The organism is Sulfitobacter geojensis, assembly GCF_000622325.1.
GTDB classification, from domain to species: Bacteria; Pseudomonadota; Alphaproteobacteria; order Rhodobacterales; family Rhodobacteraceae; genus Sulfitobacter; species Sulfitobacter geojensis.
On sequence record NZ_JASE01000002.1, the window covers coordinates 30,279 to 49,147 of the forward strand.

Below are 18,869 nucleotides of genomic sequence, written 5' to 3' on the forward strand. Positions count from 1 at the left end.
TGGATCCCTCTCTGTGTTTCTTCAGGCAACACGTTTCTTGGACCGAAACTCTTTGCGAACGGCCTCGGTATTGGAGCCAAGCGCCGGAACCGGACGAAAGGCCGGCGCGTCACCATCTGCCAATGCCCCAGGCGACAACATCTCGATCGGGCCTGCGGGTGTGTCTATTTCAACCAGACGATTTTGCGGATGCTCAGCCAAATCGCGTATCGTGCTGACCCGACCATTGGCGATGCCAGCCCGGTGCAAGAGATCCGACAGAACATCGCGGGTTTGAGTCGAAAATTTATGGCATACGATTTCGTCCAGAGCGGTGCGGTTTTCGACCCTTTTGGTATTACTAGAAAAGCGCGGATCCGTGGCCAGCTCAGGTCGTTCAAGGACCATTTCACAAAAGCCAACCCATTCACGTTCGTTCTGGATAGACAGCAACACCAGCTTTCCGTCTGATCCGGGAAAAGCGCCGTACGGTGCAATTGTAGGATGTTCCAGCCCGTTGCACACGGGTTCTTTGCCACCATAAACATACTGCAGGTAGGGCACGTTCATCCAATCGGCCAGTGAGTGGAAAAGGCTTGCCGAAATATGCCGGCCCTTCCCGGTTTTTGCCCGTGCCAACAACGCCTCAAGCACAGCCTGATAGGCGGTCATCCCGCAGGCAATATCGCACACGGAAACACCAACCCGCGCAGGTCCGGCATGATTGCCCGTGATCGCAGAAAGCCCGCATTCGGCCTGAACCAGCAGGTCATAGGCCTTGTGTTTGCTATACGGTCCTTCGTCACCATACCCGGAAATCGACAGGGTAATCAGGCGCGGGTTCTGGTCGCGCAGCATGTCGGGTGCATATCCCAGTCGGTCAATTGCACCGGGCGCAAGGTTTTGAATAAAGACATCCGCAACTTTGAGCATGCCCTCGAAAACCTCGCGATCAGCGGGGGCGCGCAGGTCCAGACACACAGATTCCTTGCCACGGTTCAGCCAGACGAAATATGCGCTTTCGCCTTTGACCAGATGGTCATACTCCCGCGCGAAATCCCCTTCGGGACGTTCGACTTTGATAACCCGTGCGCCGGCATCGGCTAACCGCCCGGATACATAGGGTGCAGCGACCGCCTGCTCTACCGACACAACAAGCAAACCCTCCAAGCCATTCAACATTCGTGGTCCTTTCAGGTTGCCCAGCTCTAGTCAGAATATGATCTAACAGATCATTTTCCCGAAGCAGCCAGAAATACTTGTTTTTGTTCATCGCTATAGACAAAACAAATAGCCACCTTTCGTTCTCTGGACTTTTAGGGGCTTCCCTGCCGACAATGGCGCTGCATGCGCCCGATTTCATTTCAACGGGCACCTGCTTAGGAGGGGTTATGGACAAAATTGATTTTCCACTTTTTTTGCCGGCAACCCGGCTGGAACGGCTTGCAAAGGCCGTCACGTCGGGGGCGGATGCGGTGATTATTGATCTCGAGGATTCGGTCAATGGCGATCAGAAGGACGCGATGCGTCAAGCCGTAGAGACGACGCTAGCGGGTACCGAAATTGCAGTACCGCTGATCCTTCGCATCAATGACAGTAACACCAGCGAGCATGCAAAAGATATCTTAGCTTGCAAAGATATGCGTCTAGACGCGATCATGTTGCCAAAGGCCGAAAATCCGGATGATTGTAAACAGATAGCCGCGCGGACCGGCAAGCCCGTCATAGCCCTGATTGAATCCGCCCGAGGTTTGGCAAACGCCAATAGCATCGCTGCATCATGTGCACGTATGGCGTTTGGATCCATAGATTATGCGGCTGATCTCGGCATCGCGCATGAAGGTCACGCGCTTTTGCATGCCCGCGCCAATTTGGTTTTGGCGGCGCGCCTTGCGGGCCAAACACCGCCGATTGATGGCGTTACAGCCGAAATCCAAAACATGCAGAAAATCATCACTGAAGGCCGTCACGGACGCGAAATGGGGTTTCGCGGCAAGCTGCTGATCCACCCCGCCCAAATCAGACCTGCCCGCGAGGGGTTTACCCCGACCGATGAGGAGGTGTCGTGGGCGTCGCGAGTGATGGCTTCGGCTGCCCAAAACAATGGCGTGGCGAATGTGGATGGTGCGATGGTTGATGCGCCGGTTATCAAACAGGCGCAAAGCATTCTGGATACACGCCTTTCGACATAAACACTGACTGAAATGTTGGGGAAGCCGCGCCGTTACTAGATCAGTGCACAAGGGGATAAAATATGGCCTTTATTGATAACCTGATTCAACTCTCCCAAACGCCTGCGGACAGATTGCCCGTATCTGCACTACAAAAAGCGCGATTGTCATTGCTCGACTGGATGGTGTGCGGAATCGCTGGCAAGGATGAACCCGTCGCAGAAAAGATGCGCGACTTTGCAAGAAACGAAGCGGGAAACGAGGTCGCGTCAATTTTTGGCGGCGGTATGGCCCCCGCTCGCATGGCCGCCCTCGCGAACGGCACAATCAGTCATGCGCTGGATTTTGACGACACTCACTTCCGGCATGTCGGACATTTGTCTGTTGGAATATTTCCAGCAGCCTTTGTCGTGGCCGAGGAAGTCGACGCTTCTGTTCGCACAATGGTCAAGGCCTTTCTGATTGGGGCCGAGGCCGCAATCCGCGTCGGCATTGCCTTGGGCGTGGGGCATTATAACCGCGGCTTCCACCAGACCGCGACTGCGGGTGCCTTTGGGGCGACCATAGCGGCTGGACGTCTTTATGAGCTTAACGGGGATGAATTACGCCATGCGCTCGGATTGTGTGCCACACGTGCGTCTGGTTTGCGCTCGCAGTTTGGTACGATGGGCAAACCCTATAACGCCGGCATAGCAGCAAGCAACGGCGTGGAATGTGCGCAATTGGCTGCTTTGGGCATTACATCAACCCATGACGGTTTGGAGGCGCATCAAGGGTTCCTGACGACCCATGCAGACGAAATATTTGTGAATGAGGCCTGGATACCGAGTCCCCAAGAAGCATTTCTTTTTGACGAAAACAAATACAAACTGCATGCCTGTTGCCATGGCATCCATGCGATGATCGAAACCCTGCGTGCCAAACGCCAGAAACTAGGTGGCTTGAACGAAATCGAAAAGATCACGCTCTATACTAATCCGCGCTGGCTGAACGTTTGCGACAAAAAGGCACCGCGCAACGGGTTAGAAGTCAAGTTCAGTTACGCCTGGCTCGCTGGGATGACCCTTCGCGGTGACAAGACTGGCGATAATCGAGCATATACGGACACGCTTGCTGAAGATGCCGAATTATCAGCTTTCGCCGAGAAAGTCGAGGTGCTGGGTGACCCCGGCGTTACCGATCTCCAAGCGCGTGTAGAAATCGCGCTTAGCGACGGGCAGACGATAAATGCCCGATACGATCTAGATGCGCCGCAAAGCAACGTCTTCCTGAAAGACCGTCTGACGGTCAAAGCCGTGTCAACGATTGGCGAAAAGGGTAAACTGATCTTCGATCAATTCGAAAGGTTGGACATTGTCTCGGTCCGAGAACTCGCGGCCCTGATCCGGAGTGACTAATGAGTTCGATTGATGTAAGACAGCGTGTTCTTGCCCGTACCCTATGACAAACCTACTGTTATCAGGGGGCGTGTCACGCCTATCGCATGACAAAGGGGTTGGCTGGAAATTCGTCCGAGGTGTTAACCCACACCGCTTTGGTTTCCAGAAATTCCGAGATTGCTTCAATTCCGTTTTCACGGCCAATGCCGGACATCTTTGTTCCACCAAAGGGCATCATATAGCTAACGGCTCGATAGGTATTGACCCAAACCGTCCCTACTTTCAATGCGTCAGACATCCGAACAGCACGACCGATATTCTGTGTCCAGACCCCGGCAGCCAGACCATAGATCACGTCATTTGCGATGTGTATAGCGTCTTCTTCATCATCAAAGCCAATGACCGAAAGGACCGGACCAAACACCTCTTCTTGTGCGATACGCATGTTGCTCGTCACTTGGGTAAAAATCGTGGGCTCTATGAATTGGTTGCCTTGCACCCCCGGCCCAGTTGCGGGCTTCCCGCCGATTACCAGTTTGGCGCCTTCAGCCAGCGCGACGTCGATATAATCCAGCACCTTACGGTATTGGGCAGGTGTCGTGACTGGGCCGATATTCGTATCGGATTCTATCGGGTCGCCAATCTTCGCCGCTCTAGCCAGTTTCAGCAGCTTTTTGACAAAGGCGTCCTTGATCGAATTCTGAACGAGCAACCGGGAGCCCGCGATGCAGGTCTGGCCTGTTGCAGCGAATATGCCCGACACCACACCTGATGCTGCTGCATCGAGGTTTGCATCTGAAAAGACAATGTTGGGCGACTTGCCACCCAGTTCCAATGACACCCGTTTCAACTTCTTCGCCGCAGTGGCATAGATCCGCGCTCCTGTGGTGTCCGATCCAGTAAAGGTCAGTTTCGCTACGTCAGGGTGTTCCACCAGTGCGGCGCCGGCCTCGTCCCCGAAGCCTGCAATGACGTTGAAGACACCGGGCGGGAAGCCCGCTTCCACAGTGAGTTTCGCAAATTCAAGCGTCGAGGCCGACGCAAATTCTGATGGTTTGATAACCACTGAACACCCTGCTGCCAGAGCGGGTGCAGCCTTCCATGCCACAAACATCAAAGGCGAATTCCACGCAGTCAATGCGGCGACAACACCCATGGGTTCCCTGCGCGTAAAGGCAAAATGGTTGGGCTTGTCGATCGGAACCACCGTACCTTCGATCTTGTCTGCAAGACCTGCATAGTAATTCCAAAACTCGGGAATATACTTCAGTTGCCCGCCCATTTCAGCCAATAACTTGCCGTTGTCGCGCACCTCGACTTCAGCCAGCCGCGGGCCTTCACGTTCAATAATATCGGCAAGGTTGCGCAGCAGACGCCCCCTTTCGGTGGCAGACATCCGGGCGAAAGGTCCCGTCGTCATTGCGGTTCTGGCCGCACACACCGCGACATCCGCATCTTTTCCGGTACTGCGCGGTATCCGCGCCCAAGCCTGCCCTGTATAGGGGTTTTTGGTGTCTAACCATTCCCCGTTTTCGGGATCTACAAAGGCCCCATTGATGAAATTCTGAAAAATTTTCATTGCCGTTTTCCACTTCAGTTGCGAACGGAGCCCTATGCCCGTTGGCCTTTTTTGCCCATCATCAAGCCGACCAAACATCGTCGTAACCTCACGAGAAATCCCGCCGTTTCTGCGCCAAAATTTGCACCCCGAAACTGCCGTTGATGTGGCTGACCCAGTTTTGTGTTTTGGATATCTTGAGGACATGCTATTGCAAGGTTAAATAGTTTTTGTGAATTTGGGCTATAGTCATTTGCTAATGCCCAAAGCGCTGGAAACCGTTTAGTGTTGCCTAAATTATCGGAATGATCCGCACCGGATCCCATCTGGTTGACGGCTACTTTTTCCTGCAGTGCGCGCAGTGCCCAGCCCAAGGATCAGCCGAACACAGGGGGTATTCGAAACACAATTTCAGGGTGGTTGATTGCGTACGGCCAGCTCGCAAGGGTACAAATAATGAGAGTCGAAAACCAGAAATATCTGGCAAACTGGGTCGGAAACAGAATCGAGATGACCGACGTGATCTCTGCCAAAACCGCAACCCTCATGCAAAGTATCCTGCCCGAAGCCAAGCCGCTGGCCACGGGGGACACGTTGCCGCCATTGTGGCAGTGGCTATATTTTCACACCCCCGTACCGCTGGCTGAACTGGGGCGAGATGGCCATCCAAAAAATGGAGGTTTTCTGCCACCCATTTCCCTGCCACGGCGCATGTGGGCTGGTTCCCAACTCGAATGCATGGGCGATTTACGCATCGGCGAAGAAATCACTAAACGCTCGACAATCCGAAAGGTTGAGCCCAAGATCGGCAAGTCGGGCGCGCTGTGTTTCGTAACTGTCCAACATGAGTTTTTACGCTCGGAGACCAATCTTTGGACTGAGCAGCAGGACATCGTATACCGAGAAGCTGCGGTTCACGGTCAGGAACAGCCAGCGCCCGTCCCCTGTCCTCAGGAACATACCGACTACGAATTGGTGACGCCATCTGCTGTTATGCTATTCCGTTATTCTGCGCTGACCTTCAACGGGCATCGCATACACTACGATCGGGATTACACCCGTGAGGCCGAAGGCTATCCCGATCTCGTTTTCCATGGTCCGCTAACAGCGACGCTGTTGGCGGATTTTGCCCTGCGTAAATCGACGGGACTACTTCGCGGCCTGACATGTCGTGCTGTCAGTCCTCTTTTTGGTACAGAACCGTTTGGTATTTTTCTCAATCGAAAACCGGGACTTACTACGGCTTGGGCGCGCACTCCGTCCGGGGGTTTGGGCATGCAGGTCGAGGCGGTTTTTGCGTAGGCGAACCAGGCAACCCCTGCCTGACCGGCCTAGTACGATCGGGGCATTCCCAGGATATGTTCGGCGACATAGGACAGGATCAGGTTTGTCGAAATCGGCGCAACCTGATATAGTCGCGTTTCACGGAATTTTCGTTCAACGTCATATTCATTGGCAAACCCAAATCCGCCGTGGTACTGAAGACAAGCGTTCGCCGCCTCCCAACTGGCTTTAGCAGCAAGGTATTTGGCCATGTTCGCCTCGGCCCCGCAGGGCTGCCCTGCATCATAAAGGGCACAAGCCTTGTAGCGCATCAGATTGGCAGCCTCGACTTCGACAAATGCCTCCGAGATGGGAAACTGCACACCTTGGTTCATTCCAATCGGTCGACCGAAAACCTGCCGTTCACTGACATAGGCTGTTACCTTGTCCGTAAACCAATACCCGTCCCCAATACATTCCGCCGCGATCAATGCACGTTCCGCGTTCAGTCCGGTCAGGATGTATTTGAAACCCTGGCCTTCTTCCCCGATCAGGTTTTCCTCAGGGACCTCGAGGTTGTCAAAAAACAACTCATTGGTTTCATGATTAACCATATTCCGAATAGGACGAACGCTCATACCCGATCTCATCGCCTCTTTGATGTCCACCAGAAAAATTGATAGCCCGGCTGACTTCTTCTCGACCTCGGCCAGGGGCGTGGTACGCGCCAGCAAGATCATGAGATCAGAATGCTGCACGCGACTGATCCAGACCTTCTGCCCGTTAATGATATAGCGCCCGTCCTTCTTAACGGCCGTTGTCTTGATCTTTGTGGTGTCGGTTCCCGTGGTCGGTTCGGTCACACCCATTGATTGAAGACTCAATTCCCCCGCCGCAATCCTTGGCAATATTGCTTGTTTCTGGGCTTCTGACCCGTGCCGGACGAGCGTGTTCAAGTTATACATCTGGCCATGACATGCGCCAGAATTGCCACCCGCACGGTTGATTTCTTCCATGATGACGCTGGCTTCTGTCAGACCTAACCCGGCCCCATCGTAGGCTTCGGGAATCAGTGCCGCCATCCACCCCTCTTTGGTAAGGGCATCGACAAATGCTTTGGGATATGCTTTCTCCTCGTCCACTTTTCGATGATATTCCTCCGGAAACTGGGAACATACACCCCTCACGCCTCGACGGATATCTTCAAAGTCGTTGTTTGAATATGCCATGCAATCCTCTGGCTTTTTTGAACCTACCCCTTTCTACTTTCGCACCAATCCGTGCACCAAATAGGCATTACCAATAGCTGCCATACTGCTATCAAATTTCGCGTATTAAGACAGCACTTTGGAGGGTTTTGCCGCGAATATTTTGAGGTATAAAAGTCAGCAACCATTGGATGCAGTTATGCTGCGAGCGCTGCAAACTGCTTGAATGGTAAGACCCCGTTTTGAGGTGCCCCTGGTTTCCTAGACACCTGACTTTCTCAGTTTGAGCTGTCTTTCTTCGAAACCAACCATTGCCGGCAACACATGCAAAGCATGTGTGAGAGGGGGCGACAGCATGGGTTCTGTCGCAAATTTTGATGGGACCTTTCAGTTTGTGCATGACTTCGGTAGGTCGACGATCCGAACTCCATTACTGACGAGATAACGCAATGATTGACTTCAAGGGTGCCCATTATCCGAAGGACGTCATTTTGTATGCGGTGTTCTTCTATGTCCGCTACGCGGTTTCTTATCGCGATCTGGAGGAGATTATGGCCGAGCGTGGTGTCAATGTTGGCCATGCAACCCTGAACCGCTGGGTGGTGAAATATGCGGTGCTGATCGCTGCTGCGGCCCAGCAACGTAAGTCGGCAACCGCCCGTTCATGGCGCATGGATGAGACCTATATTCGCGTGAAGGGGAACTGGACCTATCTTTACCGGGCAGTGGATCGAGACGGGCAAACCCTTGATTTCATGCTATCCGAGAGGCGCGATGAGGTCGCCGCCACCAAATTCTTCCGGCGGACAATCGATCGAAATGGTTGGCCGGACAAGGTGGTGATCGACAAGAGCGGTGCCAATATGGCCGGCCTCGACAACATGAACATAGCGTTGATCCTGGTAGGCTGGTGCTGGCTGATCGAAGTCGTGCAAGTAAAATATCTCAATAACCTGATCGAACAGGATCATCGGTTTATCAAGAAAATCATCCGCCCGATGCTGGGCTTCAAATCCTTCGATGCCGCTCAAGCGACCCTCGCGGGGATCGAGACAGCGCACATGATCAGGAAAGGGCAAATCGGCGATGCGAGACACTCCCCGTTTCAGACCTTCGCCGCGCTCGCTGCATAAATGTGTCCAAACAAAAGGCTTGCTCTCACACATCTCCGAAATTTGCGACAGAACCCCGGCGTGACCGACGCCCTGAAAGGCACGCCGCTGCAACCGGTTTTCGGCGTGACCGGCTACAACCCGGAGGCCGAATACGAGACCATTCGCAACATGCTGTCGTGGCGGCCTGCGGGGCTGATTGTTGCGGGTCTGGATCAACCTGAAGACACGCGGTCGCTGATGCAAAACGCAGGCGTTCCCATTGTGCAGATCATGGATTGTGATGGGGATGCGGTTGATGCCTGTGTCGGGTTTTCGCACAGCCGCGCGGGTTACGACATGGCGGCAGAGCTGCTGGCGGCTGGCATGCGTCGGATCGGCTATATCGGGTGCAATCTCGACAAGGATGTGAGGGCCGGCAAGCGCAAGATGGGGTTTCTTGACAGATAGCGTGAACAGGGACTCGATTTTGTCGATGCGATGGCTTTGCCGGCGGATCCGAAGGCTCTGCGATTGCTTGCGGGCGGCACATGGCGGCGGAACTGTTGGCGCGCCAGCCTGACCTTGACTGCATCTATTTTTCCAACGACGACCTTGCCTTCGGGGGGCTTTGCCATTGTGTCGCTGCTGGTATTGACGTGCCGCAAGACCTGGCATTGGCCGGTTTCAACGGTTTGAGCCTTCTTGAAGGATTGCCCGGAAAGATTGCGACATCACGCACCGCACGCCGCGAAATCGGTGAAGCGGCGGTTTCTATCATCCTGGATCGTCTTGCAAATCGGGACGACCCGGCGAAAAGAACCCGTATTTTGGAGCCGCGGATCGACCTTGGGGATGTGCAGGCGCGTGTAAAAGACCGGTCTTGACCGGTCAGCTCCGCGAACGTGCTGACACATTCCGCTCAGGCGTTTGAATGGCTGCGGCCGTATCTTCGTTCATAGTGGCTGCGATAGGCCTCTGCCGATGCCGGCAGGTGTTTTCTGGTTGCTTCGACATACTGCTCCTGTGACGCGCCTTCCAAAGCTTCGACTATGGCATAATGCTGTCCGACCACGGTATCCATGTGAGCCTTGTCGTCGTATTTGATGACGCGGATGGGCTGGGCAATACGTGCGTGCAATTCTATCAGCGTGGCAAGCCTTGGGTTTCCGCAGCATGAAAACTGCACGGTATGAAATTCCTGGTTCAACCAATAGACGCCGCGAAAGTTCTGCTGGGCGATGGCGTTTGCGTGCTTTTCCGCAATCTCGCGTAATTTCCGGGTCACTTCTGTCGGTGCCGGAAGCTCCGTTCTTTTGGCCGCTGCGGTTTCGAGGATCAGCCTGACGTCGTAAAGCGCATCGACTTCGTCCGGTGTGAACTGGACGACTTCAACCCCTTTGTTCGGGATGTGAACCAGCAGACCCCGGCTTTCCAATTCGTGGAATGCCCGCCGCACCGAATGCCGCTTGGCACCATAGCGCTCGATAACGCGATCTTCGATGATCCGGGTGCCCGGGGCAAGTGCGCCAAAGATGATGTCGTTCTCAAGCTGGTATACAAGTGTGTCTGGCATTCTTCCCCCCATGACCTCTTTCGGAAGCGCGAATTTGGAGCCGGGCAGGCCCGAAGTTTCAAAATTATTAAGCATATTATCAACAAAAAGCACAAGCGGTGATGGGTGCTCTGTGATGCCTCGATAATTCTAAGATCAAAATATTGATAAAAATGTCAACGATCGTGCAAAAAGACCTCCACCAAACAACCGGAGTGCATCATGCCCGATCTCGACTGGCCGATTCCCGAGGTTCCTGACGCGGAGCTTGGACCCCATCTTTTTGCCCTTGCGACCGTCAAATGGGTCTTCGATGTCGATGCGCATAAGGTCGAAGATTTCCATGACTGGCTGACCGAGAACGAAGCACCGCTTGCCACTGAGCTTGCCGCCTCGGGCCGGGGTGTCGGCTATTTCGGGACGTTTGGCGTGGTCGATCCCGCCTCGGGCTATGACGCGGTTCGGCGGTATCGGACCTTTGACAGCAAGGACGCCCTGAAGGCCTAGGACCCGGATGGCGACCAAAGCGGCGCGCCATACATGCGCCGGGCAAATGAACTGGCGCATTTCTGGATGGCTGACGCTGGTTCCTGGGAAGAGATCTATATCCCGGCGGTGTTTGGTCCGGCCTACAAATTCGCGGGGGATTAAAATACCTGCCGCGTAACAAACTGATGTAACTGGAGCCAATCATGCCAAGACTGGTTTGGTCTATCCCCGACGACATAGACGCCGAAGGCGTGCATCTCTTTGCACCGCTTTTCGTGAAATGGGTTTTCTCGGTGCCCCCCGAAGACATCCGGGCCTTCCACGCCTGGCTGCGTGAGAACTAAAAAGACCTTGCAGAAGGGTTGGAAAAACTGGGGGTGGGTGTCGGATACAAAGGCACCTACGGCATCGCCACAACACAGGATGCCGGATACCTGAAAATCTCCCGTTACCGGACCTATTGGACCTTCGACAGCGCCCAGGCCATGAAGGGCTGGGATCCCACGTCGAAGTCACTGCCGGCAGAGCTGCAGACGCAATTGCGCTATATGGCGCAGCTTTGGTTGAAAGACGATTACCAACTGTCCGAGACCTATATTCCGGCGGTGGCCGGTTAGGCCAATAAGATCGGCGGGGAGTATCGGCACTTTCAGGACGATTTGCCGTGACCCGTTCCGAGCAATCCCCAAGCGTCAGTGTGCTCCGGTCATTTGCAGGGCAGGCGGATCGTATCATTCTGGGGTTTGTCCCGGTGGCAAAGCTGGCCACGTTGATCTTATTGGTCACAACGATTTTCGATCTGGTCACACGGCGGTTTTTCGTCCTGGGATCGACCCGGCTTCAGGAGCTGGAATGGCACATGCATGTTGTCATTTTCACGCTCTGCCTTGGGTATTCATACGTCAAGAACCGGCATGTCCGCATTGACCTGTTCTATTCCGGCTTCTCGCCGCGCATGAAACACACGATCGAAATCCTGGGCATCCTTATCCTGGCTCTGCCCTATCTCGGATTGCTTATCTATTTCGGAAGCCAGTTCTTTTGGCAGTCCTACGTGATTGACGAGCCATCCAAGGCCGCACTTGGCATCCCCCATCGCTGGATCATCAAGTTCTTTCTGCCGCTGGGACTTAGCCTCCTGGTTCTGGCCGCCCTGTCCGCTTTGGCCCGGTCCATTCTGGGCCTTATCAATCCCCAATTTACGGAAGAGCAAAAGCCATGAGCGTTGAAATGCTCCCGATCATCATGTTTGCAACTGTCGCGGTACTGTTGTTTTCCAGCTATCTGGTTGCCTTCGTGCTTGGTGGGTCGGCCACGGTGTTTGCGTTGATCGGCATGGTTTTCGATCAATTCAGCTTCGTTCAGTTCTTTTCGACGGTGCCCCGGATCTGGGGGGTGTCGCGGAAAATCTGGTCATGACGGCGATCCCCATGTTTGTTCTCATGGGCCTCATACTGGAACGCAGCGGGGTCGGACGCGACCTTGTGTCTTGCATGTATCTGCTGATGCGCCGCCTGCCCGGCGGGTTGGCGATTGCGGCTGCGCTGATCGGCACGATCATGGCCGCGGCCACCGGTATCATCGGGGCGTCGATCACCATGTTGACTGTCCTGACGTTGCCGCTGTTGTTGTCCAGCGGTTATCGCCCGCGTCTGGCGACCGGGACGGCCGCGGCGCCGGGCACGTTGGGCATCCTCATTCCCCTCAGCATCATGCTGGTCATCATGGCTGAACTTCTGGGCCAGTCGGTGGCGGACCTGTTCTTTGCCGCGCTCCTTCCGGGGCTGCTTCTTGCCAGCATGTATATCGTTTATGTGCTTATTTTCGCGATGTTTTCGCCCAAATCAGCACCAGCGCCCAAGGGCACAGCGATCAGCCCAAGTGCCACCGGGATGATCGTGATGCTCGGGCTTTTCCCCCGGCTTTCCTGATCTTTCTGGTTCTGGGGTCGATCCTGTTCGGCTGGGCAACACCAACCGAAGCCGCAGGCGTTGGGGCCTTTGGGGCGATACTTCTTGCGCTATTCTACAAGCCTGTCGTCAACCGCGTGTATGACCGGTTCGGCATTGATCCAAACGTCATTCCGACCCTCGAAAGCAACGAGGGCACTGACACCGATGGTCCCTTTGCGCGGTTCTGGAAGTCCCTGGACAGCGCATTGGAGGAGCTTTGCCAGATGTCGGGGATGATCTTTCTTTTGATCATCGCGGCGACCTCGTTTTCCTCCGTGTTCTTGGCGGTGATCACATCATCATCGACTTTGTGGACAGTCTCGGCCTGGTGTCCTGGGGTTTGCTGCTGTTGATCATGGCGATCTCTTTCCTGCTTGGGTTCTTTTTCGACTGGTTGGAGATTTCGCTGATCGTCTTGCCGATCTTTGCGCCGATTATCGCGGGTCTGAATTTTGGTGATCATTTGCCATCCTGGCAGGTGTCCGTCTGGTTCCTGATCCTGATGTCCATCTACCTGCAAACCTCGTTCCTGACGCCGCCTTTCGGGTTTTCGCTGTTCTTCCTGAAAGGGGCGGCGCCTGCATCGGTGAAGCTCAAGGACATCTACCTTGGGATTATTCCCTTCGTGCTGATCCAGCTGATTTGCCTCGCCCCGGTGATGCGGTTTCCGAGCATCGCCTTGTGGCTGCCGACCTCGTTCCTGTGATCGGGCGGAAACGCGCGAAATGACCCTCGACTGTAACCACTATCCAAAGGGAGGATACCCATGAAGACCCATACAACATCACTCAAGACCACCGCGATTGCGGCGGCGATCGGGGTTGGCATGTTTGCCAATTCGGTAGCTGCCCAGGACAAGGTTGTGATCAACATGCACACCACGGTGGGCAGCAATGTCAAAATCCTTGGCAGCAACGCGAAAATCTTTGCCGACCGGGTAAGCGAAATGTCCGGCGGCACGTTGGAGATCCGCCATTACGAGCCCGGCGCGCTGGTTCCGGCCATCGAATATTTCGATTCCCTGACCGTCGGTGCGCTGGATGCGGCCTGGGGGTCAACCGGGACAAATGCCAACAAGAACCCGGCGCTGGTTCTCTTTACCTCTGTGCCCTTTGGCCCGTCGCCGGGCGAGATGCTGGGCTGGCTCTACCACGGTGGCGGGATCGAACTTTATGACGAGATCTATGCCTCTTTCAATGTGAAGGGCATTCCCTGTTCGATGGATCGCGCCTGAGGCGGCCGGTTGGTTCAGCGAACCGATCGAGAGCCTCGACGATCTGCAAGGGCTGAAGTTCCGTATCTTCGGGCTGGGTGGCAAGACGCTTGAAAAAGTCGGTGTTTCAACCCAGCTGCTTGCCGGGGATGACATTGCCCCGGCGCTGCAACGCGGGACAATCGACGGGGCGGAGTTTGCGAACCCCGGTGTGGATGTGAGCTTTGGCTTTTACAAGCTGGCCGACAACTATCACTTCCCCGGTTGGCACCAGCAATCCAGCGTTCAGGATTTTGCGATGAACCTCGACAAGTGGGAGGCGCTGTCGTCGTCCCACAAGGCGATTATCGAGGCGGCCTGTGCCGAAAGCCTGATGCGGGTTTACGCCTCCTACAAGGCCTTCCGCGAGAAATATAAACTGTGGAGCGAAATCGCTTACGTCGATTGATCGCCCCGAAAATGCAAATCAGCGGGCCATTTGCGGATGGCCCGCTGAAACATGTCTGGCGTTGGAAGAGGTGGGGTCAGCGAGGTGCGAAAACCTTGCGGCCAGAACATCCGCCTTACCGGGATGTTCTGACCTTTGGGCCAGTCAGCCCTTCGCGGGGATAATGTTCCAGGTAACGTCCATTTCGACATTGGCGCTGTCAAACAGGTTCATGACCGGGCAGCGCAGTTCCACGTTGCGTTTCAACAGGTCGATCCGGTCCGCCGGTTCGTCGGTGGTCAGGTCAAGCGTGAGTTTGACATGGGTGAAATAGGGCCGGACACCCTCTACACCGCGCGCGCCGCGAAGGTCGGCGGTGCCCACGCAATCGACCTTCAATCCAGAATAGTCAAAGTTGATCGCATTGGCGACAAGCCGCAGAACAACCGATTTGCAACCGGCCAATGAGCCGAGCAGAGATTCAAGCGGGGTCGGGCCAAGGTTGGCGCCGCCCTTGATCTTGGGCTCATCAATGATCCAGGCATGGTCGTCGGTGGTCACACGAACCGTGGTTCCCTGAACATTCTCGGATGTGACGCGGGGGTGAATGATGTGGGCCTTGGACGGGTCAAGCCCGGGATCGACCTCTGATACTGCGGTGTTCATTTCATGTGTCTCCTTTAGATCATTGCCAGTCCGACCATCTTGGTCGGAATGCGGTAAACGGATGTTGACGCGGTGACGTAGAGCGTCGAAAGCCCATCGTCGCCAAAGCAGAAATTCGTGGATTTCTCGGGCATCAGGATGACCCCCAGGGTTTCCCCGGTTTGCGACAGGATATGGACCCCGCCGGGGCCGTTGCACAGGATCTTGTCGTCCTGGGTGCATTTCATGCCGTCTGGAACGCCCTCACCGTCACCGGTGATGTCGGCCCAGACCTCGCCGCCGGTCACGCTGCCATCGTCCTTGAGGTCGAAGACCCGGATGTGTTCCCCCCAGCTGTCGTTGACAAAAAGCCGGCGTCCGTCTGCGGAAAAGCACAGGCCGTTGGGCTGTTGAAAGTCGCGGATCACGGCATGAAGGCTGCCGTCCGGGTCAAGCCGGAATAGGCCCTGAAAGTCGAGCATCGGCTCTCGCAATATGCCTAGCGGTTCGCGGATGCGGCCAAAGGTCGGGTCGGTGAACCAGATGCGGCCAGCGTTGTCGCGGACAACATCGTTGGGGCTGTTCAGCTCCTTGCCCTCGAAATGGGTTGCGATGGGTTTGACCCGCTTGCCGTCATGGTCATGCAGAACCAGACTGGAGGAGGCGTGTTCGCAGCTTACGATCTGCCCCTCGGCATCGAAAAAATTGCCGTTGGCCTGATTGCTTGGCATCCGAAACGGTGTGAGGCCGTCGGCCTTTGACCACTTGTATTGACGGCTTTCCATGATGTCCGAGAACAAGAGCCATTTTTCGCGCGGATGCCAGATCGGCCCTTCGGTAAAGCCAAAGCCGTTGGCGACGACTTCAAGGGTCGCGCCGGGCTCCATACAGTCGAAAAAAGCGTCGTTGCGAACTGTGAACTTTGCGGGCTGGTCGGTCATAAGCTTTCTCCGAGCACCAGATTTGGCAGGAATGTCGTAATCGCGGGGAAGAGGATCAGCAGCGCCACGGTCAGCACGTCGATCAGGACAAAAGGCCAGATGGCCTTGAAGATGCCCCCGATGGGTATGTCGGTTCGGATGCTGGCGACGACATAGACATTCAGGCCGACAGGCGGTGTGATCAGGCCGATTTCGACCATCTTGATCACGAGGATACCAAAGACAATCGGGTCAATTCCCAGTTCCACCACCGCTGGAAAGATCACCGGCAGGGTCAGCAACATCATGCCTGATGCGCTCAGAAACATGCCCAGAAACGCATAGCCCAGAAGGATCGCAACAAGGATCGTCGTTGGCGAATAGGGCAGGGCCACAAGCCATTCGGCGATTTCGGTCGGCAGTCTTGTGAAGGCCAGGAACCGCGAAAAGATGAACACGCCCCAGAATGTCGAGAACAGCATCACCGTGAGGTTTGCGGTTTCCACCAGCGATGTGTTGAGCCCCTTGAAGGTGATGGAGCGGCGCATCAGCGCGTAGACGAAGACGATGCTTGCGCCGACCGCGCCAGCCTCGGTCGGGGTCATCCAGCCGGTGGACATGCCGCCAAGGATCATCACCATAACGAGTACAATCGGGAGCACACCGGGAATGGATCGCCCGCGCTCTGCCCAGGTGATGCCCTTGATTGGGCGGCCAAGATCGGGAGAGATCGAAAAGCGCAGCAGGATGAAGCCCGCGTAAAGCAGCGCCGAGAAGATGCCGGGGACAAAGCCGGCCAGCAGCAAGCGCCCGATGGATTGATCCACGATCGCCCCGTAGACAACCAGTGCGGCACTTGGCGGTATGAGGGACGCAAGCGTGCCCGATGCCGCAACGGCGGCCGCTGAAATCGTCGGGTTGTATTTCAGCTTAAGAAGTTCCGGGATCGCCACGCGGGCAAAGACGGCGGCGGTGGCCTGACTGGCCCCCGAAACCGCCCCGAACCCGCCAGCCGCAAGAACGGTCGAGATGGCAAGGCCACCGGGCATCCACCCGATCCAGGCCCGCGCCGCGCGATAGGCGCCCTGCACCATTCCAGAGGCATGGGCGAAAAAGCCGATCAATATGAACATTGGCAGGACGCTGAAGAGATAGTTCGATCCCGTGCTGTGGGGGATGATCCCCGAGATATTCGCGGCCACCGTCCAGCCCTTGAGCGCGACGATGCCCAGGAACCCCACGACACCCGTTGCAAAGGCGATGTGTACGCCCATCATCACCATCATGATGAGCGCCGCAAAGCCGAGATATCCAATTGTAAGCGGATCCATTGTTATAGCCTCATGCGTCCATGTGATCGGTTGGAGGGGGGGCGGCAGGCACGCCAATCGGGTCAAGGTCCGGGTTCCAGATCAGCCGACCATAGACCCAAAGCTCCAGCGTCAACCTCAGCCAGAGAATGCCCAGGCCGATCGGGGCGGCCAGCTTTGATGGCCAGGTCGGAAGTCCGATGCCGATTGTGGTGTCGCCCAGCGACCACGCCCGCAAGAAATGGGTCCAGGTTCCCGGCAGGATCGCCGTTATCAACAACAGACCGGCGCAGGTCGCAAAGATCTGTGTTGCCCAGGAAAACCGGCCGCTGGTCATCTTTTGCAGCATATCCATGCGGATGTGACCCGCCTGCCGGTAGCAATGCGAGATGCACAAAAGGCTGAAGGTCACCATGCTTAGCGAGGTGAAATCGACCTGTCCCCGTATCGGTATGTTGAAGAGTTTGCGCGACAGCACTTCGGCCGTGATCAGGAACATGAGCACAAGGATGGTCACGCCACCGATCACGGCCGTGGTGAATTCAAGGCGCCCCAGCCAGCGGTCAAGAATACCGAGCATTTTTGTTCCACTCCCGTCCGGTTTTGATAGGTTTCAGAAAGGAAGGCGGCCAGACACTGGCCGCCCCTCATAGCTGCGTCACTTCCAGTTCAGGACAAAGTCCAAGAGTTCCTGACCAGGCAACCCCTTGCTCTCCATGTCTTCGACATAAGCATCCCAAACCGGTTTGGCCGCTTCGGCACGGAGTTTGTCCACCATTTCCTTGGGGACTTCGAAACGGGTCAGTCCAGCGGCCTCGATGGCCGGCTGATAACTTTCGGCGGCCCCGTTCTGGGCCTTGATCGTTTCGGCATAAGCGTGGGCCTTGGCGTCGTCCAGCACGGCTTTTAGTTCCTCGGGAAGCCCTTGATAGGCATCTGCATTGACCACAAGCGTGACGTTTGCCGAGCCGGTGCTCATGCCAACGGTATACCAATCCGCGACTTCGTAAAGCTTGGCTCCTCCAAGACCGGATGGTGTGGCCGCGGCGGCGTCGATTACGCCGGTCTGAAGACCGTTGTATTGCTCGGAGCCGCTGAGCGGCACAAGGCTGACACCAAACCGTGCCAACGCATCCCCCATGCCGCTTGTCGCCTTGATGCGCAAACCGTCAAAGTCCTCAAGCGTCTTTGGAACGTCGCCTTTACCCATGATCTCGTAGTGGGGCATGACAACACCCATCATCGGCATAGAGTTCCATTTGGCAAATTCCTTGAGGACCATCTCGTTCTTGTAGAGTGCTTCGCTGATCTCCATGCGGGCTTCCATCGAGTCAATCGGAAGGAACGGCAGGTCAAGCACCGAAATCAACGGGTTCTTGCCGGGGTGATAGCTGGAAATGACGTATCCGAGCTGAAACGCGCCGATCGACACGTTGTCCAGAATTTCGCGCGAGGGTGAGAGTGTTCCGTTGTGAACGACAATCTCCATCTTGCCATCGCTGTTCTGATTTACGTAATCAGCAAAGGCCTCACCCGCGACCCGAAAGGCGGGGCTTCCAAACAGGGCCAGATCCCATTTCACGTCCTGAGCCATGGCCCCTTGCGCGGCCAGGCCTACGGCAAGCCCCGCGACATATTTCATGATCCGTCGATTCCACATTCCAAGTCCTCCCTTTGGATGCCAGACGGGTGCACAGGCATCGTGCAAC

The 18,869-nt window shown here is 55.7% G+C and carries 23 protein-coding genes and 1 pseudogene; 15 read left to right on the forward strand and 9 right to left on the reverse strand.

The window, feature by feature from the left end; translation table 11 throughout:
- Positions 1-21 precede the first annotated feature (21 nt).
- Positions 22-1,161, reverse strand: coding sequence for a CaiB/BaiF CoA transferase family protein (locus Z947_RS0100465; protein WP_025042358.1), 1,140 nt, complete (start codon positions 1,159-1,161; stop codon positions 22-24).
- Positions 1,162-1,370: 209 nt separating this feature from the next.
- On the opposite strand from Z947_RS0100465, the gene Z947_RS0100470 reads away from it, so the two are divergent.
- Positions 1,371-2,171, forward strand: coding sequence for an HpcH/HpaI aldolase/citrate lyase family protein (locus tag Z947_RS0100470; RefSeq protein WP_025042359.1), 801 nt, complete (start codon positions 1,371-1,373; stop codon positions 2,169-2,171).
- 62 nt (positions 2,172-2,233) lie between these two features.
- Positions 2,234-3,547, forward strand: coding sequence for an MmgE/PrpD family protein (locus tag Z947_RS0100475; protein ID WP_025042360.1), 1,314 nt, complete (start codon positions 2,234-2,236; stop codon positions 3,545-3,547).
- 79 nt (positions 3,548-3,626) lie between these two features.
- Here Z947_RS0100475 and Z947_RS0100480 read toward each other — a convergent pair whose 3' ends face one another.
- Entirely contained in the window at positions 3,627-5,186 is a 1,560-nt protein-coding gene (locus tag Z947_RS0100480; RefSeq protein ID WP_240477487.1) for an aldehyde dehydrogenase, read from the reverse strand.
- Between the two features lie 357 nt (positions 5,187-5,543).
- On the opposite strand from Z947_RS0100480, the gene Z947_RS0100485 reads away from it, so the two are divergent.
- Positions 5,544-6,389: an HTD2 family dehydratase gene (locus Z947_RS0100485; protein ID WP_025042362.1), complete on the forward strand. Its 846-nt coding sequence runs from the start codon at positions 5,544-5,546 to the stop codon at positions 6,387-6,389.
- Between the two features lie 29 nt (positions 6,390-6,418).
- Here the strand turns inward: Z947_RS0100485 and Z947_RS0100490 are convergent, their stop codons facing one another.
- Positions 6,419-7,579, reverse strand: a complete 1,161-nt coding sequence (locus tag Z947_RS0100490; RefSeq protein WP_025042363.1) for an acyl-CoA dehydrogenase family protein — start codon at positions 7,577-7,579, stop codon at positions 6,419-6,421.
- 428 nt (positions 7,580-8,007) lie between these two features.
- On the opposite strand from Z947_RS0100490, the gene Z947_RS0100495 reads away from it, so the two are divergent.
- From Z947_RS0100495 to Z947_RS22420, 3 genes are all read left to right on the forward strand, one after another.
- A complete protein-coding gene (locus Z947_RS0100495) occupies positions 8,008-8,691 on the forward strand; it encodes an IS6 family transposase (RefSeq protein ID WP_025042364.1) in 684 nt (227 codons plus the stop codon).
- 60 nt (positions 8,692-8,751) lie between these two features.
- Positions 8,752-9,120, forward strand: coding sequence for a type 1 periplasmic-binding domain-containing protein (locus tag Z947_RS22415; RefSeq protein ID WP_052880559.1), 369 nt, complete (start codon positions 8,752-8,754; stop codon positions 9,118-9,120).
- Positions 9,121-9,200: 80 nt separating this feature from the next.
- A complete protein-coding gene (locus Z947_RS22420) occupies positions 9,201-9,536 on the forward strand; it encodes a substrate-binding domain-containing protein (protein ID WP_052880560.1) in 336 nt (111 codons plus the stop codon).
- 35 nt (positions 9,537-9,571) lie between these two features.
- Here Z947_RS22420 and Z947_RS21345 read toward each other — a convergent pair whose 3' ends face one another.
- Entirely contained in the window at positions 9,572-10,318 is a 747-nt protein-coding gene (locus tag Z947_RS21345) for a GntR family transcriptional regulator (RefSeq protein WP_025042365.1), read from the reverse strand.
- Between the two features lie 108 nt (positions 10,319-10,426).
- Here Z947_RS21345 and Z947_RS0100510 point away from each other — a divergent pair, with 108 nt between their 5' ends.
- From Z947_RS0100510 to Z947_RS22430, 9 genes and pseudogenes are all read left to right on the forward strand, one after another.
- Positions 10,427-10,711, forward strand: a complete 285-nt coding sequence (locus Z947_RS0100510) for a hypothetical protein (RefSeq protein WP_025042366.1) — start codon at positions 10,427-10,429, stop codon at positions 10,709-10,711.
- A 185-nt stretch (positions 10,712-10,896) separates the two neighbouring features.
- Positions 10,897-11,037, forward strand: a complete 141-nt coding sequence (locus Z947_RS22000) for a hypothetical protein (protein ID WP_156026597.1) — start codon at positions 10,897-10,899, stop codon at positions 11,035-11,037.
- 18 nt (positions 11,038-11,055) lie between these two features.
- Positions 11,056-11,310, forward strand: a complete 255-nt coding sequence (locus Z947_RS0100525; protein ID WP_025042367.1) for a hypothetical protein — start codon at positions 11,056-11,058, stop codon at positions 11,308-11,310.
- A gap of 47 nt (positions 11,311-11,357) precedes the next feature.
- Positions 11,358-11,915 carry a TRAP transporter small permease subunit gene (locus tag Z947_RS0100530; protein ID WP_025042368.1) on the forward strand — a complete coding sequence of 186 codons (558 nt, stop codon included), beginning with the start codon at positions 11,358-11,360 and terminating at the stop codon, positions 11,913-11,915.
- Positions 11,912-12,112 (forward strand): hypothetical protein, encoded by a 201-nt coding sequence (locus Z947_RS21710; RefSeq protein ID WP_081781074.1) that lies wholly within the window; start codon positions 11,912-11,914, stop codon positions 12,110-12,112. The genes Z947_RS0100530 and Z947_RS21710 overlap by 4 nt, the downstream gene beginning before the upstream one ends.
- Before the next feature lie 11 nt (positions 12,113-12,123).
- Entirely contained in the window at positions 12,124-12,624 is a 501-nt protein-coding gene (locus Z947_RS21715) for a TRAP transporter large permease subunit (protein ID WP_162171848.1), read from the forward strand.
- A gap of 23 nt (positions 12,625-12,647) precedes the next feature.
- Positions 12,648-13,351: pseudogene (locus Z947_RS21720) on the forward strand (TRAP transporter large permease subunit).
- Between the two features lie 60 nt (positions 13,352-13,411).
- Positions 13,412-13,879 carry a type 2 periplasmic-binding domain-containing protein gene (locus Z947_RS22425; protein ID WP_052880561.1) on the forward strand — a complete coding sequence of 156 codons (468 nt, stop codon included), beginning with the start codon at positions 13,412-13,414 and terminating at the stop codon, positions 13,877-13,879.
- 25 nt (positions 13,880-13,904) lie between these two features.
- Positions 13,905-14,306, forward strand: coding sequence for a type 2 periplasmic-binding domain-containing protein (locus tag Z947_RS22430; protein WP_276202368.1), 402 nt, complete (start codon positions 13,905-13,907; stop codon positions 14,304-14,306).
- A gap of 144 nt (positions 14,307-14,450) precedes the next feature.
- Here the strand turns inward: Z947_RS22430 and Z947_RS0100545 are convergent, their stop codons facing one another.
- From Z947_RS0100545 to dctP, 5 genes are all read right to left on the reverse strand, one after another.
- On the reverse strand, positions 14,451-14,951 hold the full coding sequence (locus Z947_RS0100545; protein ID WP_025042369.1) for an OsmC family protein: 501 nt from the start codon (positions 14,949-14,951) through the stop codon (positions 14,451-14,453).
- Positions 14,952-14,965: 14 nt separating this feature from the next.
- The gene (locus Z947_RS0100550) at positions 14,966-15,871 is read right to left on the reverse strand and encodes an SMP-30/gluconolactonase/LRE family protein (protein WP_025042370.1); all 906 of its coding nucleotides are present in this window, start codon (positions 15,869-15,871) and stop codon (positions 14,966-14,968) included.
- The gene (locus tag Z947_RS0100555; protein WP_025042371.1) at positions 15,868-17,181 is read right to left on the reverse strand and encodes a TRAP transporter large permease; all 1,314 of its coding nucleotides are present in this window, start codon (positions 17,179-17,181) and stop codon (positions 15,868-15,870) included. Before Z947_RS0100555 ends, Z947_RS0100550 begins: the two co-directional genes overlap by 4 nt.
- Before the next feature lie 10 nt (positions 17,182-17,191).
- Positions 17,192-17,740, reverse strand: coding sequence for a TRAP transporter small permease (locus Z947_RS0100560; protein WP_025042372.1), 549 nt, complete (start codon positions 17,738-17,740; stop codon positions 17,192-17,194).
- A gap of 78 nt (positions 17,741-17,818) precedes the next feature.
- Complete coding sequence (gene dctP, locus Z947_RS0100565) at positions 17,819-18,820, reverse strand: TRAP transporter substrate-binding protein DctP (protein ID WP_081781077.1); 1,002 nt, start codon at positions 18,818-18,820, stop codon at positions 17,819-17,821.
- Positions 18,821-18,869 lie beyond the last annotated feature (49 nt).